This window comes from Frigoribacterium sp. PhB118 (assembly GCF_003751725.1).
Lineage (GTDB): Bacteria > Actinomycetota > Actinomycetes > Actinomycetales > Microbacteriaceae > Frigoribacterium.
In genome coordinates this window covers 155,313-170,941 of the sequence record NZ_RKID01000003.1, presented here as the reverse complement: position 1 = coordinate 170,941, position 15,629 = coordinate 155,313, and the positions used below count along the sequence as shown (strand labels likewise).

At 72.8% G+C, this 15,629-nt stretch carries 14 protein-coding genes; 8 read left to right on the top strand and 6 right to left on the bottom strand.

Annotated features, from left to right (window positions below):
* Positions 1–5 precede the first annotated feature (5 nt).
* The 7 genes from tsaE (at position 6) to EDF21_RS10235 (ending at position 8,059) form a co-directional block, all read left to right on the top strand.
* Complete coding sequence (tsaE, locus tag EDF21_RS10265) at positions 6–518, top strand: tRNA (adenosine(37)-N6)-threonylcarbamoyltransferase complex ATPase subunit type 1 TsaE (protein ID WP_123571480.1); 513 nt, start codon at positions 6–8, stop codon at positions 516–518.
* Between the two features lie 96 nt (positions 519–614).
* Positions 615–2,120: a polysaccharide biosynthesis tyrosine autokinase gene (locus EDF21_RS10260; RefSeq protein WP_158612905.1), complete on the top strand. Its 1,506-nt coding sequence runs from the start codon at positions 615–617 to the stop codon at positions 2,118–2,120.
* Positions 2,117–3,241, top strand: a complete 1,125-nt coding sequence (locus EDF21_RS10255; RefSeq protein WP_233568457.1) for a glycosyltransferase family 4 protein — start codon at positions 2,117–2,119, stop codon at positions 3,239–3,241. The genes EDF21_RS10260 and EDF21_RS10255 overlap by 4 nt, the downstream gene beginning before the upstream one ends.
* Positions 3,238–4,764: a lipopolysaccharide biosynthesis protein gene (locus EDF21_RS10250; protein WP_199736336.1), complete on the top strand. Its 1,527-nt coding sequence runs from the start codon at positions 3,238–3,240 to the stop codon at positions 4,762–4,764. Before EDF21_RS10255 ends, EDF21_RS10250 begins: the two co-directional genes overlap by 4 nt.
* Entirely contained in the window at positions 4,761–5,774 is a 1,014-nt protein-coding gene (locus EDF21_RS10245; RefSeq protein ID WP_123571280.1) for a glycosyltransferase family 4 protein, read from the top strand. Before EDF21_RS10250 ends, EDF21_RS10245 begins: the two co-directional genes overlap by 4 nt.
* Positions 5,775–5,794: 20 nt before the next feature.
* Complete coding sequence (locus tag EDF21_RS10240) at positions 5,795–6,343, top strand: DUF4265 domain-containing protein (RefSeq protein WP_056043511.1); 549 nt, start codon at positions 5,795–5,797, stop codon at positions 6,341–6,343.
* Between the two features lie 291 nt (positions 6,344–6,634).
* Positions 6,635–8,059 carry an MFS transporter gene (locus EDF21_RS10235; protein WP_123571279.1) on the top strand — a complete coding sequence of 475 codons (1,425 nt, stop codon included), beginning with the start codon at positions 6,635–6,637 and terminating at the stop codon, positions 8,057–8,059.
* 33 nt (positions 8,060–8,092) lie between these two features.
* On the opposite strand, the gene EDF21_RS10230 is transcribed toward EDF21_RS10235, so the two are convergent.
* The 6 genes from EDF21_RS10230 to EDF21_RS10205 form a co-directional block, all read right to left on the bottom strand.
* A complete protein-coding gene (locus tag EDF21_RS10230) occupies positions 8,093–8,797 on the bottom strand; it encodes a response regulator transcription factor (protein ID WP_123571478.1) in 705 nt (234 codons plus the stop codon).
* Complete coding sequence (locus EDF21_RS10225) at positions 8,794–10,071, bottom strand: sensor histidine kinase (protein ID WP_123571278.1); 1,278 nt, start codon at positions 10,069–10,071, stop codon at positions 8,794–8,796. Before EDF21_RS10225 ends, EDF21_RS10230 begins: the two co-directional genes overlap by 4 nt.
* A gap of 97 nt (positions 10,072–10,168) precedes the next feature.
* Positions 10,169–11,401, bottom strand: a complete 1,233-nt coding sequence (locus tag EDF21_RS10220) for an ATP-binding protein (RefSeq protein WP_123571277.1) — start codon at positions 11,399–11,401, stop codon at positions 10,169–10,171.
* A gap of 84 nt (positions 11,402–11,485) precedes the next feature.
* On the bottom strand, positions 11,486–12,577 hold the full coding sequence (locus EDF21_RS10215; RefSeq protein ID WP_056043505.1) for an acyltransferase: 1,092 nt from the start codon (positions 12,575–12,577) through the stop codon (positions 11,486–11,488).
* Positions 12,574–13,605 (bottom strand): acyltransferase, encoded by a 1,032-nt coding sequence (locus EDF21_RS10210; protein ID WP_123571276.1) that lies wholly within the window; start codon positions 13,603–13,605, stop codon positions 12,574–12,576. The genes EDF21_RS10215 and EDF21_RS10210 overlap by 4 nt, the downstream gene beginning before the upstream one ends.
* Positions 13,602–14,549, bottom strand: a complete 948-nt coding sequence (locus tag EDF21_RS10205) for a glycosyltransferase family 2 protein (RefSeq protein WP_123571275.1) — start codon at positions 14,547–14,549, stop codon at positions 13,602–13,604. The genes EDF21_RS10210 and EDF21_RS10205 overlap by 4 nt, the downstream gene beginning before the upstream one ends.
* A 64-nt stretch (positions 14,550–14,613) precedes the next feature.
* On the opposite strand from EDF21_RS10205, the gene EDF21_RS10200 reads away from it, so the two are divergent.
* The gene (locus EDF21_RS10200; RefSeq protein WP_056043495.1) at positions 14,614–15,627 is read left to right on the top strand and encodes a glycosyltransferase family 2 protein; all 1,014 of its coding nucleotides are present in this window, start codon (positions 14,614–14,616) and stop codon (positions 15,625–15,627) included.
* The last annotated feature ends 2 nt before the right edge of the window (positions 15,628–15,629 follow it).

Below are 15,629 nucleotides of genomic sequence, written 5' to 3'. Positions count from 1 at the left end.
ACGCCATGGAGGCGCTGGGGCGTCGGATGGCCGGGTCGCTGCGGGCGGGTGACCTGCTGGTGTTGACCGGACCGCTCGGCGCCGGCAAGACGACCTTCACGCGCGGCCTCGGCGAGGGGCTCCAGGTGCGCGGCCAGGTGGCGAGCCCGACGTTCGTCCTGGCGCGCACGCACCCGACCGCGTCGGGCACGCCCCTGGTGCACGTGGACGCGTACCGGCTGTCGGGCGAGGCCGAGCTCGACGACCTGGACCTCGACTTCGAGGGCTCGATCGTCGTGGTCGAGTGGGGAGCCGGGCTGCTGGACGGCGTCGCCGAGTCGTGGCTCGACATCGTCATCGAGCGTCCGACCGGGGCGGCCGAGGCGCCGGTCGTCGACGCGGCGGACGACGGGTCGGCGGGGCATGGGCCGGACGACGAGCAGGAGGTGCCCGCTCCCGAGGTGCTCGACGAGCCGAGACGCGTGACGATCACGCCGCACGGCACCCGCTGGGCCGACACGGCCCTGCTCGCCGACTGACCGTCACGGGCACGGGCACCCCCTCCGGGGGTCGTGAGGACCTCTCTGCTCCGGGTATGCTCGCCAGGTTCCACCACCTCAACCCGGGAGTGTCCGTTGGATCCTCAGCACTACTGGCGCGCTCTCCTGAAGAGTTGGCCCCTCGTCGTCGTCCTCGCCCTCGTCGGCGGAGGCGCGGGTTACGCGTACGCCCAGACGCAGCCCGACTCGTTCCGGGCCACGAGCAGCGTGTTCGTCTCGGCGACCGAGGGCTCCGACCCCAACGAGCTGTTGCAGGGGTCGTCGTACACGCAGAACCTCGTGCAGAGCTACACGCGTCTCGCCACGTCGTCGGTCGTGCTCGAACCCGTCATCCAGCAGATGGGCCTCGACGTGACCCCGACGCAGCTGGCACGTCAGATCACCGCCGAGAACCCTCTGAACACCGTCATCATCGACGTCGCCGTGGTGGACGGCGACGCGCAACGGGCGGCCGACGTCGCGAACGCGGTCACCATCTCGTTGAGCCGGCAGGCCCGGGCGCTGTCGCCCGAGAACACCGCCGGCAACTCGACGCTGAGCGTCGCGCCGATCGCCGAGGCCACGCCCCCGACGTCGCCCATCAGCCCGAACCGCCGACTGATCGCCCTGAGCGGTCTCGCCGTCGGAACCGTCCTCGGCATCGCCCTGGCGCTGCTGCGATCGGTGGTCGACACCAGGCTCCGCACCGCCCGCGACGTCGAGGACCTGCACCTCGTGCCGTTGCTCGGCAGCGTCACGCGCCGCAACCGTGGCGTGCTGGCTCTCTCCGACGAACCCCAGGGAGCGGCGGCGGACGACTTCCGTCGCATCCGGGCCCAGCTGCAGTTCGCGGACGTCGACCGGGCCACCCGGACCATCGCCGTCTCGTCGGTCGCGGCTGACGAACGCGAGGGGAGGGCGGCGGTCGCCCTCGACCTCGCGCTGGCCTTCGCCGAGCGGGGCCTCGAGGTGCTCGTGGTGGACGCCGACCTGCGTGGCAGCGGACTCGCCGAGCTCGCCGCCGTCTCGGACGAGGTCGGCCTGACCGACGTCGTCGTCGGCCGACTCGAGTTCGCCGCCGCCGTGACGTCGTGGCGCGACGGCGTCGACATCCTCACGGCCGGCGACGTGCCGCCCAACCCGAGCCCGCTGCTGAGCTCGCGATCGATGGCCCTGCTGCTCGAGACCGCCGGGGAGCGCTACGACGTCGTCGTGGTCGACGCCCCCGCGGTGCTCACGTCGTCCGACACGCTCGAGATCGGTCGCCTGACCGACGGCGTCGTCATCGTCGCCACGGCGGGCCGGTCGACCCGGCCGCGGCTCGTGTCGGCCGTCCGCGCGCTGACGAACGTCAAGGTGCGCGTCATCGGCGTCGTGTTCGACGGGGTGGCCCCGGGCCGTCAGCGGGCATCGCACGACCTGCCGCCGTCGGTGCTCGTGCCCGTCTCGACGTCGTCCGACGAGCAGACCTATCCCTTCGGCTCCGCCACGACGGCCGACGCGACCGCCACGACGACCGCCGCGACGGCCGCCACGACCGACGCGGCGGCCCCGGGCAGGTCCCGCCGCACCGCGGGCCGCCAGGGCGACGCCACGTCGTGAGCCCCACCCGCCCGGCCCGCCCGTCCCGGGGGCGCACGCCGCGCCTCCCGGCGGTCCGCCTCTACGAGTCCGTGCGCACGGCCCACCTCGAGCGGGCGCACGAGCTGGCGCCCGCCAGCATCGTCTACCGCGTCACCCGCTACGACTTCGACGACTCGCTCGCCGCGGGGCTCGACCTCGTGCAGGCCGGTCCGCTCGCCTCGGCCTGGCTGATCGCGCGGTCACGGGTCGAGACGCTCGAGGTGAACGAACCGCTCATGACGTCGAGCCTGCCGACCACGGCACTGGTGCTGGCCGCCCTCGCGGTGCGACGCCGGCTGACCGGCCGCCGCACGGTCGTCGTCAGCTACCTGATCGGCAACGCCGACCCCTTCGACGCGGCCACGGCTCCGCGCCTGCGGACGCGACTGCGCCGACGAGGCGAACGCGTGCTGGCACGCGCGGTCTGGCGCCGTCTCGACCGGGTGGTCTTCGGGACGGACGCCGCGCGCGAGACGTACGCGCGCCTCCTGGGGGCCGCCTCGCCCCGTGTCACCACGACCACCGTGCCGGCCCTGCCGACCCGGCACGCGGACGCCCACGGTGGCGGCGTCCGCCCGCCCGCGGTGGCCTTCGTCGGCTCGTTCGTCGAGCGCAAGGGGCTGCGCGTCCTGGCGGCGGCCTGGCCGCTCGTCGTCGCCGCCCGCCCCGAGGCGACGCTGACGCTGCTCGGCAAGGGCGCCCTCGAGCAGGAGGCGCGGGCCCTGTCGGTCGCGCAGCCCTCGGTCGCCGTCGAGGTCGACCCACCCCGTCCCCGCATCCACTCCGCGCTCGAGGAGGCGCGCGTGCTCGTGCTCTGGTCGCAGCCCAGCCCGACCTGGCGCGAACAGGTGGGGCTGCCGATCGTCGAGGGGCTGTCGCACGGCTGCACCGTCGTCACGACCACCGAGACGGGGCTCGCCGACTGGCTCGACGCCCACGGTCACGTGGTCGCGTCCGACCCCCGCGCACCACAGGTGTTGGCCGACGCGATCGTCGAGGCGCTCGACGCCGGACGCTCCGCCGACGACGTGCTGGCCGACCTGCCCGACCGGGACGGACGCCTCTCCGCGGACGACCGACTGTTCAGGAGCGCCTCGTGAGCCGGTCGACGACGGGCTCGGCCGGTCGTCCCCGCCGGGGCGGAGCGATGGCCGCCGTGGGCTCGACCGCGGCGACGAAGGTCATCGTGATGGGCCTGTCGGGCGTGCTCGGCATCATCACGAGCCGCATGATCATCCAGAACTTCGGCACCGACGCCTACGCGCAGTACGGGCTGCTCTCGACCTTCCCGACCCTGTTGCCGTTCGCCGACCTCGGCATCGCGGCCATCGTCATCAACGCGGTGGCCGGGTCGTCGTCGGTCCGCACCGACGACTTCGTCAAGCGCTCGATCGTCACCGCCTTCCGCGTGCTGCTGGTGTCGGGCGGCATCATGGTCGCGGTCGCCCTGCTCATCACCCTCGCGGGCTGGTGGCCCGTTCTGCTCGGCGAGGGGTTGCTGCCCGACGGTGGCTCGCTCGCGGCGGGACTCTGCCTCGCGGTGTTCGGCCTCGTGATCCCGCTCACGGTCGGGCAGCGCATCCTCGTGGGGCTGAAGAAGACCAGCACGCAGGTCGCCAGCCAGGCCGTCGTGGCACCGTTCATGCTGCTCGCCATCGGTTCGGCCGTCATGTTCAGCGTGCCGGTCGGCAGCTACCTCGCGGTCATCTCGTACGTGGCCAACAGCCTCGTCTCGGTGATCTGCCTGATCGTGGCGGCGCGCGCGCTGTCGCCGCAGATCGGGTCGGCCGTCAAGCTCGTGCCCCGCATCCGCAGCTACCGCGGCGTGCCCGCGCTGGGCCTGGCCTGGCCGATGCTCGTGCAGATGATCGCCCTGCCGGTCGCGATGCAGACCGGCCGCCTGCTCCTCAGCCACCTGGCCGGGCCGGACGAACTGGCGCAGTACAACCTCGCCTCGCAGCTCTTCGGCATCGTGCTTCAGACCGTCGCGGCCGCGGGCATCGCCCTCTGGCCGGTGTACGCCGCGGCCCGCTCGGCCGGGCGGGTGGAGTCGCCCACCGTGCCGACGCTGTGGTTCCTGCTGGGGGGACTCGTGCTGGGCACGGCGCTCGCCGTGCTGAGCCCGTTCCTGGCGCGCTTCGTCTCGGGCGGGGCGATCACGCTCGACGGCTGGATGCTCGTCGGCTTCGTCGTGTTCGTCGGCCTGCAGGCGGCGAAGTACCCGGTCGGCATGTACATGACCGACAAGACCGGGCTGGTCTTCCAGGTGCTGCCGATCGTGCTGATGGTGCCGCTCAACCTGGGGTTGTCGTGGTGGTTCATCGGGCAGGTCGGGGCCGCCGGACCCGTGCTGGGGTCGGCGATCTCGGTGGCGCTCTGCCAGCTCGTGCCGAACCTCTGGTACGTGTCGCGCGACCTCGGTCGCCGTCGGGCCGAGGCGGCAGCGGGCGGAGCGGCCGGCGACGATGCCGACGACGACGGCACCGTGGGCCTCGACGTCGACGAGCAGCGTGGCGACGAGACGGCGACCGACCAGGCCATCGTCGAGCGGGCGGCGGCCGAACAGGCCTCCGACGCACGGTCCGGCGACGGGCGTGGCGACGGACCCGAGGAGGCTCGGTGATCGAGGTCCTGTTCGCGAGCGAACGCGACGTCCCCGGTTGGGCGGCCGACCACGCGGCGGGCCTCCGCCCCGGCCTCTGGCCGTACGGCCTCGAGGCGCTGCGCGACGCGGACCCGGAGGCGCGCATCGCATCGGTCCCGGAACCCGGCCGCCTACAGGTGCTGCGCGACCGGGTGGTGCCGCGCCGCGCCTCCTCGTCCGGGGTGCCGTCCGACGACGTCGGGGTGACCTGGGACGAGAACGTCGCGCGTCGGATGCTGCTGGCACGGCCGCACGAGCGCATGTACACGGGCGTCATCTGGGTGACGGACCGGGTCGAACGCGGGCAGGACGTCGGGCGCATGCGTGACGTGCTGCGACGCATGAGCGGACTCTGGGTGATCAGCCGCGGGCAGGTCGAGCCGTTGCGACGGTTCGTCGGCGAGGACGGCCCGCCGGTCGGGTTCTTCACCTTCGGGGTCGACGAGGACTTCTTCGCGGCGCGACCCTGGCCCACGCGACCGTTGGTCCTGAGCATCGGAGGCGACCGCGACCGCGACCCGGCGACCCTGTTCGCGACGCTCGAGCAGGTCCACGCCGAGCGACCGGACGTCGAGCTGGTCGTGCAGACGACGAGCGACGCGGCCCCGCCCGAGGGCGTCACCGTGGTGCCGCACGTCTCGCACCGCGAGCTGGCCGAGCTGTACGCCCGTGCCTCGCTCGTCGCTGTGGCGACGCGCGACAACCTGCACGCGTCCGGCATGACGGTCAGCCTCGAGGCGATGGCCACGGGTCGTCCCGTCGTGATGACGGACACACCGGGCATCGAGGACTACGTGGTGCACGAACGCACCGGGCTGCTCGCGCCGGTGGGGGACTCGGCGGCCCTCGCCGGGCACGTGCTGCGGCTGCTCGGCGACGAGGCCGAGGCACGCGCGTTCGGCGCGGCGGGACGGGCCCTCGTCGAGGAGCGGCTGACGACGCGGCACCTCGCGGCGTCGCTGGCGGAGTTCGTCGGCGCCTCGGCATGAGCTCGGGGGCGCCGAGGGGCATGGCCCGGTTGTGGCCGTTCAAGCGCAGGGACGCGAAGGTGCCGGGTGTCGGTGGCGGAACCGTCCGGACCGAGGCGAGCGAGGCCGTCGAGGGTGCCACGCACGTGAAGGTCCGCGTCCTGCTCGACCAAGAGGACGGGTGGCCGGACACGGAGTCCGAGGGGCTGTGGGCGCTGCCGCTGATCTCCGGTGACTACCGCCTCGAGAACACGCCGTTCTTCGCCTTCGGGATGTCGAACGGCGACGAGGTCGCGGTCTCGTCGGATGCTGACGGCGTGCTCTGGGTGAGCGGAGTCGTCTGGCGCAGGGGACGCATGACGGTCCGCATCATCACGAGTGATCGAGACGACTCGCTCGAGGGCATCCTCGCGGAGTTCGCGCCCCTCGGCGTGATGGGTGAGGGCTTTCAGCAGTTCCGGTTGCTGTCGTTCGACCTCGGCCCGGAGTCGGACGTCCCCGCCGCAAAGAGGCTGCTGGCGCACGGTGCGGCGTCCGGGCGCTGGGAGTACGAGGAAGCCGACGTGTCGGACGCGTGGCTGGCCCTCTGAGGTAGTCAGCGAGCGGCCGGCGGCTGCACATGTGGACCCCCAGGACTTCGTTCGCATCGCTGGTGGGCGACCGCGGTGACGACTTCGCGACGACGAGCTCCATGGTGGGCCCGTGTTCGCCTCGACCTCGATCTCAGCCGGCGGGCCGGCTCTCGACGCGGCCGAGCAGCACGAGGCGGTGGGCTCATCTGTCAACCCCCCGACGGTGAACGGCGGCTGTCATTTGCATGAACTGCAACCTTGTGATCGGCTATGAGTTCGCCCACACCGCCGTGGCTCAGGAAGGCCGAGATGACGAGCGAACACCGCACCCCCACCGAGACATCGTCCCGACGAGGGCTGACCGCCTTCCTCGCGGCTCCACCACCCGCACCCCGGCTCGACGACGCGAGCGTCGCCCGTCGCTACCCGCGCCTCCGTCTGCAGGTCTTCATCGGGATCTTCATCGGGTACGCCGCCTACTACCTGATCCGCAACAACGTGCCCTTGGTGTCGACCATCCTCAAGGACGAGAACGGCTTCAGCACGCTCGGCCTCGGCGTCATCACGAACGGCGTCCTGCTGGCGTACGGGTTCAGCAAGTTCCTGAGCGCCATCGTGAGCGACAGGAGCAGCGCACGGTTCTTCCTGCCCATCGGCCTGGCGTTGTCGGCCCTCGCCAACCTCGTCATCGCCTTCGTGCCGGCGGTGGGCGCCTCGGTGGCCCTCTTCGCCGTCGTGATGATCGTCAACGGGTTCTTCCAGGGCATGGGCTGGCCGCCCAGCGGCCGCACCCTGGTGCACTGGTTCTCGACGTCCGAACGTGGTGGGAAGACCGCGATCTGGAACGTCGCCCACAACGTGGGAGGCGCGGGTGCCGGTGGCCTCGCGGGTGTCGCCCTCGCCTCGTTCGGCACCTGGCAGAGCGTGTTCTGGTTCCCCGCGATCGTCTGCCTCGTGATCGCCGTCGTGGCGCTCGTGCTCCTGCGCGACACCCCGGAGTCCGAAGGGCTCCCGCCCATCGAGGAGTACCGGAACGACCCGGCCCCCGTCGAGGCCGACGCCGCGGACGAGGGTGCCTCCACCTGGACCACCATCCGTCGATACGTGCTGACGAACCGCACCATGGTGAACCTGGCGCTGGCCAACGTCTTCGTCTACACGCTCCGCTACGGCGTGCTCGTCTGGGCGCCCGTGTACCTGTCCGAGGTCCGCGGCGCGAGCCTCGGCGAGGGCATCGCCGGGTTCTCGCTGTTCGAGCTGGCGGGCATCCCCGGCACGCTGCTCTGCGGCTACATCAGCGACAAGGTGTTCCGGGGCCGCCGGTCGCCGACGGGCATCCTCTTCATGAGCGCCGTCGGAGTCGCCGTCGCGGTCTACTGGCTTTCGCCGGTCGAGGGCCCCCTGTGGATCTCGCTCGCCATGCTCGTCGCCATCGGTGGCCTGATCTACGGCCCGGTCATGCTGATCGGCCTGCAGGCCCTCGACCTCAGCCCGCGATCGGTCGCCGGCACCGCGGCAGGGTTCACCGGCCTCTTCGGTTACGTGCTCGGCGCCACGCTCGCCTCCACCGGCATCGGCCTGGCCGTGCACGCGTTCGGCTGGGACGTCACCTTCGTGCTCATCCTCGTCTGCGTCGTGCTCGCGATCGTCCTGCTCGCGATCGTCGGACGCGACGAGCGGGCCCTGAACGCGAGGAAGCGCGCCCGCGAGGCGCAGTCACCGACGGCACGGTGATCCCGTCGCTCCGGGCGGCCGGCCCGGCCGTCGTCACGCGGTCGTGGTGGACACGGGCTGCGTGGCGTCGGGTCGGGCCGCCCGGACGACGAGCGCCAGCTGCACGCGGTTGCCGACGTCGAGCTTGTCGTACGCGTGGCCGACGTGGGTCTTCACGGTCGCGACGCTGACGAAGAGGTCGGCGGCGATCTCGGCGTTCGACGCCCCCTCGGCCACCGCGACGGCCACCTCCCTCTCGCGGTCGGTCAGCAGGGCCAGCCGGGCGCGGGCGTCGGCGGCCGAGCCCGCCTCGTCCGCCGCGGTGGTCCGGGTGGCGGCGGCGATGACGCGGTCGAGCACGCTCGGCGAGAGGATCGATCGCCCCCGCGCGACGGCGAGGACGGCCTCGACGAGTTCGTGCGGAGGGGTGTCCTTCACGAGGAACCCGCGGGCGCCGCGCTGGAGGGCCCCCAGCACGAGGTCGTCTGCCTCGAAGGTCGTCAGCACGATCACCCGCAGGTCGGGCCGTCGGACCAGTTCACGCTCGGTCGCCTCGAGCCCGTCGCAGCGCGGCATGCGGATGTCCATCAACACGACGTCCGGTTCCGTGCGGTCGATGACGTCCTCGGCGTCGAGCCCGTCCACGGCCTCGCCCACGACGTCGACGTCCGTGTGCCCGCCCAGGATGAGGCGCAGCCCCGACCGCACCAGGGCGTCGTCGTCGACCACGACGACCCGCACCGGACGCACGACGGTCATCGCGTCCACGGCAGGTCGGCCTCGACGACGAAGTCGTCCCCGTCGGGGCCGGCCCGGAACCGACCGCCCACCAGGCGGGCGCGTTCGGCCAGCCCGGCGAGGCCGTGGCCGTCCCTCGCGGCGTCGGACGGCCCGTGGGGCGCCGGGTTCGTCACGCGGATGCGGACGACGTCCGTCGGAGCCGCCTCGACCGACACCGTCACCCGGACCGGCTGCCCGGGAGCGTGACGTCGGGCGTTCGTGAGGGCTTCCTGGACGATGCGGTAGGCGTGCCGTCCGACGGCGGTCGGCACCTCGGCCGAGCGGGCCGCGTCGTCGATCACCGACGTGACCGGTGAACCGGCCTCCCGCGCCTCCTCGACCAGGGCGTCGAGCTCGCGCAGCGTGGGTTGAGGAGGCGCGGTGACCGTGACCTCGGAGGCCCCGCCCGCCTCCGGGTCGCGCAGCACCCCCAGCACGTCCCGCAGGTCGGAGAGGGCCGAGTGGGCCTCGGCCCGGACGACGGCCGCGGCGGCGACGGTCTCGTCGGGGTCGAGGTCGCGGCCCCGGTACTCGAGCGCCCCGGCGTGGAGGGCGACGAGGGATAGCCGGTGGCCGAGGACGTCGTGCATCTCGCGGGCCAGGTGTGCCCGCTCTCCGTCGCGGGCCCGCTCCTCGCGGAGCACCTGGTCGCGTTCGACGAGGAGGGCCCGTTCGCGCAGCGAGGCGATCAGGGCGCGTCGGGAGCCGACGACCACCCCGACGAGAGCGAGGAGAGCGTAGGCGAGGGCGACGACGGCCAGGGCGACCGCCGCCCACCCGGCGGACCACCCGTCCTCCCACGAGCGGAACACGAGGAGTTCCGCGACCACCGTGGCCGCGACGAACACGACACCGGCGGCCACGATCTCGCGGGGCCGTCGGCGCGTGGCCAGCGACACGACGACCAGGACGGCGGCCCCGACCGCGAGCGTCGAGAACGATCCCAGGGCGAGGACCACGAGGCCGACGACGAGCGGTGCCCGGTGGCGGAAGGGGACGAGGGCGAGGGCGGTCAGCCCGGCGAGCACGTCTCCGACCAGGGAGGCCCCGAACCGGGCGTCGCTCCAGCCGCTCACGTCCGTCGACGGCCAGACCACGGCGAAGGAGACCAGCCCGACGAGGACGGCGACGGCGAGGCGCCACGAGCTCGCCCAGAGCCGGCGGGCCCGCGACGGCCCGGCACCACCCGCCGACCCCTCGCCGTCGGCGCTCGCCGGTGTCGCGGTCTCGGGTCGTGCGGTGGCTGTGCTCATGGGTCGAGCTTAGGAAGCGCCCAGCCACCGGGGATCGACCGATGGTCGGAGATCGTGGTGGCACCGGTCCCCACCGAGGCGCGACTCCTGGTCGGGCTCAGGCGGTCCGGGGCCAGTCCGTCGTCAGGTAGGCCTCGACGGCACGGTTGCGGAACGCGTACGGCTTGCCCCGGCTCACCACCCCGCGCACCGTGTCGAGCCGTTGGGAGGTGGGCCCGAGCTGGGCGCCCGAGGCCAGGCCCATCGCCTCGGCGATGGCGTTCAGGGTGCGCCCTGCCGGGGGCAGCGACGCCATCGCCCGGAGGAACTCGTGCTCTCGTGGGGGGAGGCGGTTCAGGATGCGCTCGACGTGGGCCGACGCTTCGCCCTCGGCTCCGCGCCAGCCCGCCACGACGTCGTCCTCGGACACGACGGGTGCCGTCCCGACGTTCCACGCCCGCTGCCCGGCGAGCTGGAACAGGAAGGGCTCTCCGCAGCTGAGGGCCGCGATGGCCCTGGCCGCCGCGGGGTCCATGCGGACGGTCTCGACGACGCCGTGTTCGCCCGGGGTCTCCCAGCCGGCGATCACGAACGGCTGGAGTGCCTCGAGGATGTCGCCCTCGTCGAGGGGGCCCAGCGTGGTGGTCCGGAACCGCCGGGCGAAGGTCGCCCCCTTGCGGGCACCCGCCATGTCCTCGAAGTCGGGGAGGCCCGTCAGGTAGACGGCGACGGGCAGGTGCCGGGACACGGTGCCTCCACCGGGGACGGCGACCTCGACCTCGTGCGAGAGGGTGTCGCCGAGCGCGATGAGGAGCTGCGAGAGGGCGGCCTCGTCGCCGATGTTCTGCACCTCGTCGACGTGGATCACGACGACGGCGTCCTGCTCGATCGCCGCCTGCCCGAGTTCGACGAGGAGTTCGAAGAGCGCCGTGAACGGCTCGGGGCCGTCGGCGCCGCGCGTCGTCACCGAGAAGCCGGTCGCGGCCACCTGCTCGACCCTGGCGAGCAGGTCGAGCACGCCCCGACGGGTCGAGGCACGAAGCCCGGCGCCGTCGGCCAGACGCAGGACGGCGGAGGCGATGATCTTGAGCGGATCGGCCCCGGTGGGCATGCGCAGCTGAGGCGTGACCCAGTCGCCGGCCTCGGCGGCGTCGCGGGCGATGCGTCGGACGAGGCTCGACTTGCCGGTGCCCGGTTCGCCGAGGATCGTCCGTCCGGTCTCGTACAGACCCGCACGTCGGCGGGGTCGCAGGACCTGGTGCCAGTCGCTCAGCTGCTCGGTTCGGCCGGCCCAGACGTCGGGGACGACGTCGGAGCCCGCCTGGAACGGGTTGGTGAGGGGAGATCGCACGGTGATAAATTTATCAGACGGAGCTCCGGCCGGTGATAAATTTATCGACGACCTGGGACGAACGAGCCGACCTGGCTGAGCGGGTCAGCTCCGGGCGGCGGAGACGGCCTCGGGTCGCTCCGGCCGATCCGTCGCGCGCTTCTCGAGCCGTGCCTTGAGGCCCGCCACGGGGCGCTCCACGACCACCCAGCTGACGATGCCCGCCGCGATCGAGACGACGACCGTCGTGACGGGCACCTCGGGGGCGCCGCCGTCCCTGAGCCACCAGCTGACCGGATAGTTCCAGAGGTACACCGCGTACGAGATGACGCCGAGCTTGACGAGCAGGCCGAGCCCCCGCGGCACGACCGTCCACTCCTTGAGCTTCCAGAGCACGAGGACGGTGCTGACGCCGATGGCGGAACCACCCACGAGGTAGGTGACGAGGTGGTCCTTCGCCTCGGGCACGAGGGCCATGGCGACCAGCGCCACCGCGCCGACGACGGCCGCCCGAGCGGACCGGCGGCCGCCGACGAGGGCGTCGAGCCGTGGTTCGGCGAGCTTCGCCGCGGCGCCGACGACCATCGAGATGGTCCACGTCGTGGGGTAGTTGTAGATCGTGCCGATGTCGTCACGATGCCAGGCCACCGTGGCGACCAGCAGGACGAGGAGGACGCCGGCGGTGACGGCGACGACGACGCGCAGCTTGCGGTAGCGGACGCCGACCAGGACGACGAGCGGCCACACGAGATAGAACTGTTCTTCGTTCGCCAGGGTCCACAGGTGGCTGAAGTTCGGGCTTCCGTGGTTGAACAGGGGGATGTTCATCGTGTACGTGAGGGCGACGCCGATGGTCCGGGGTACGAACCGGCGGGTGTCCGAGACGTCGAGCAGCCCCTCCATGACGACGAGGCCGACCAGGACGAACAGCAGCGCCGGGATCAACCGGAAGAACCGGTTGCGGTAGAAGCGTCCGTAACGGATGCGACCGAAGCGTCGGACGTCGTCGGCGAGCAGACCGGTGATCAGGTAGCCGCTCAACGTGAAGAACACGACCACCCCGACGATGCCCGCGCCCCCGAAGTGGTCGGGCCACGAGTGTCTCAGCAGCACGAGCAGGATCGCGGCTCCGCGCAGCAGGTCGAGCCCCTGGATGCGACGGTGGACGGGGACGGAGGGCAGGGGCGTCGCGGTCATGGCTGCCCTTTCGGGGAGGAGGACGTCCGGCGGGCCGGCCAGGCGTAGAGACCGGCGACGAGCCGCGACCGGCGGGAGAGGCGCGCCATCACCCACGGGGCCGTGAGGCCGGCGGTCAGCAAGGCGACGATCATCAGGGTGCCCTGGTGGAGGCCGATCAGACCGAGGGCGTGGACCCCGAGGGTGACGACGATCCAATGGGTCGTGTAGTAGACGATGGAATCTCGGCCCATGGCGCTCAGCCCCCGCCCCAGCAGGGTCGGCGCGAGTCGGCCGCCGAGGGGCACGGCGACCACGACGAGCCCGACCACGCCGACCGCGGCCACGAGGTCGTATCGCAGACCGGGCAGTTGCGTCGACGCGATCGCGGTGCCCAGGGCGGCGACGGCACCCAGGGCGATCACGATGCGACGTCGGGCCAGGGACTCGAACACGTCCTGGTGTCGGGCTGCCGCGTCCCCGAGGAAGAAGAACGCGAGCAGGAAGGTCACGCGGGTCCAGCCGTCGCCGTCGTGTACGACGACGCTGACCACGAGCAGCAGGGGCACCGCCGCCGAGCGGGCCGCACGGGGGATGACGAGGGAGACCACGTAGAAAGCCAGCAGGTACGCGAGGTACCAGGTGTACGTCGTGGGGGAGAGGACCAGCTCGACGAGTCGACCGGGGCCGTAGTTGCCGTCGCCGGCCACCGAGCTGCCCGCCCAGAGGAACACGACGATGACGGTCGTCCAGACCGCCCAGGGCCAGGCGATGTGCCTCAGCTTGCCGACGAGGTACGTCCCGGGTGGTTTCCGCAAGGAGCGGGCCAGCAACAGGCCCGAGCAGAACATCAGGGTGGGGATGCGGAAGGGCGCCAGGGCGTCGTTGAGCACGACGGCCCACCCGGGCGCGGCCACGGAGTCGACCTTCAGGGCGATCACGACGTGGTAGAAGACGACGAGCAGGACGGCGAGCCCGCGCGTCACGTCGACCCAGTGCAGTCGACCGGGGCGTGCGACGACCGGTGTCGAGGGTCCCACGGCCGTCATGACGGGGCTCCCGGTGACGTGCGTCGTCGACGCAGCTCGGTCGCCACGATCCGTCGCCCCTCGAGGACGGCCCGCAGTCCGACGAGCAGCGTGCCCGGTGACCCGACGAACTGGCGCCGCCCGCCCTGCAGCAGCACCTCCACCGCGATGCGGGGGGTCAGTCGGCGCCACCGGCGGAGGTCGTCGTCGCCGAGGTGCTTCGCGGCGAACAGCAGCCGGTTGCGGATGTTGTACCGGTAGTACCCCGCCGACTTCGCCTGCCCCGACCGGTCGGCCCCGCCGCGGGTCTGCGTGCCGCCCTCGGCGTGGACGACGGTGACGTCGTCGAGCAGCCGCAGCGCGCCACCCGAACCAACGACGCGACGAGACAGGTCGACGTCCTCCCAGTACAGGAAGTAGTCGTCGTCGAAGCCGCCGCAGCGCTGCCAGAGGTCGTCGCTCAGCACGAGGCAGGCGCCGCTCAGCCACTCCTCGACGCGGGCGCCGGGCAGCCGTCGTCGCCGCGAGCGGATGCGGCCGTCGTCGAGGTACAGGTCGCTGCCCGCCGACCAGACGCTGCCGTCGGGGCGCAGCACGGTCGGCGCGCTCATCGTCAGCGGGTCGGACGAGGAGGCGCGGTGCAGGGCGGCGAGGGCTCCCGCGTCCGCGACGGCGTCCGGGTTGAGCAGCACGTGGTGGCGCGCCCCGGCCTCACGGGCCCGGGCGACGCCGAGGTTCACGCCGGTGCCGAAGCCCTCGTTGCCGTCGGGCACGACGAGGTGCCAGCCCTCGGCCGCGGCGAGCTCGCTCACGCGGGCGCGCTCGGCCGCTCCCGACCAGTTGTCGACGACGACCACGACGAGGCCCTCCGTCGCCCGTGAGACGGGCGCGAGGTTCTGGCGCAGCAGGTCGGTCGAACCGTAGTTGACGACGACCACCGAGAGGCCGGCGAGCGACTCACCCACGGTTCGTCCCCCGTCCACCCGCAGGAGGCGCGGTGCAGGGCCCGTCGCCCCTTACCGACCTGACATGCTGGGGGCCGTGACGACCGACCCGACCACGCCGCGCCTCCTGACCATCGCCGTGTTGACCTTCCGCCGGCCGCGCGATCTCGACGCGGTGCTGCCGCTGCTCGTCGAGCAGGCCCGCAGCGTCCGCGGACGCGGCGTCGAGGCGCGCGTGCTCGTCGTCGACAACGACGCGAGCGGATCGGGCCGTGGACGCGTCGAGGCGGCGGCGCTCGCGGCGGCCGACCCGGGCGACGGTGCCGGACCCGTGACGGTCGACTACGTCGTCGAGGCCACGCCGGGCATCGCCTCGGCCCGCAACCGTGCGCTCGCCGAGAGCGGCGACGGCGACGTGCTGGTCTTCATCGACGACGACGAGCGGCCGTCCGACGGGTGGCTGGGCGCCCTGGTCTCCCTGCAGGCCGAGACGGGTGCCGCGGCCGTCGTCGGTCCCGTGCGCAGCGAGTACGAGGTCGAGCCCGAGCCCTTCATCGTCGAGGGACGCTTCTTCGTGCGACGCCGGCTCGCGACCGGCACGCCCGTCGACGTCGCCGCCACCAACAACCTGCTGCTCGACCTCGTCGAGGTGCGTCGCCAGGGCCTGGCCTTCGACGTGGCCCTCGGCCAGCTCGGCGGTGAGGACACCCTGTTCACCCGCAGCCTGGTCGCCGGTGGCGGCACGATCCTGTGGTGCGCCGAGGCGGTCGTCACGGACGTCGTCCCCGCCCACCGCGTCACGCGGCGATGGGTCGTGCGGCGTGCCTACAGCAGCGGCAACGGTTGGAGCCTCACCTCGGTGATGCTGTCCGCGCGAGGGGCCTCGCGACTGTCCACGCGCCTCCGGCTCTCGGCCAAGGGCGGCGTGCGCGTCGTCGGCGGGCTGGGCCGGTACGCGGTCGGCACGGTGACCCGCCCCCTCGGTCGACGGTCGCTGGGGCAACGCGCTCGCGGCATCCGGACGATGGCCCGGGGCGCCGGCATGGTGGCGGGCGCGTGGGGCGCGGGGTACCGGGAGTACGGCCGCGTCGACGGCTGAGC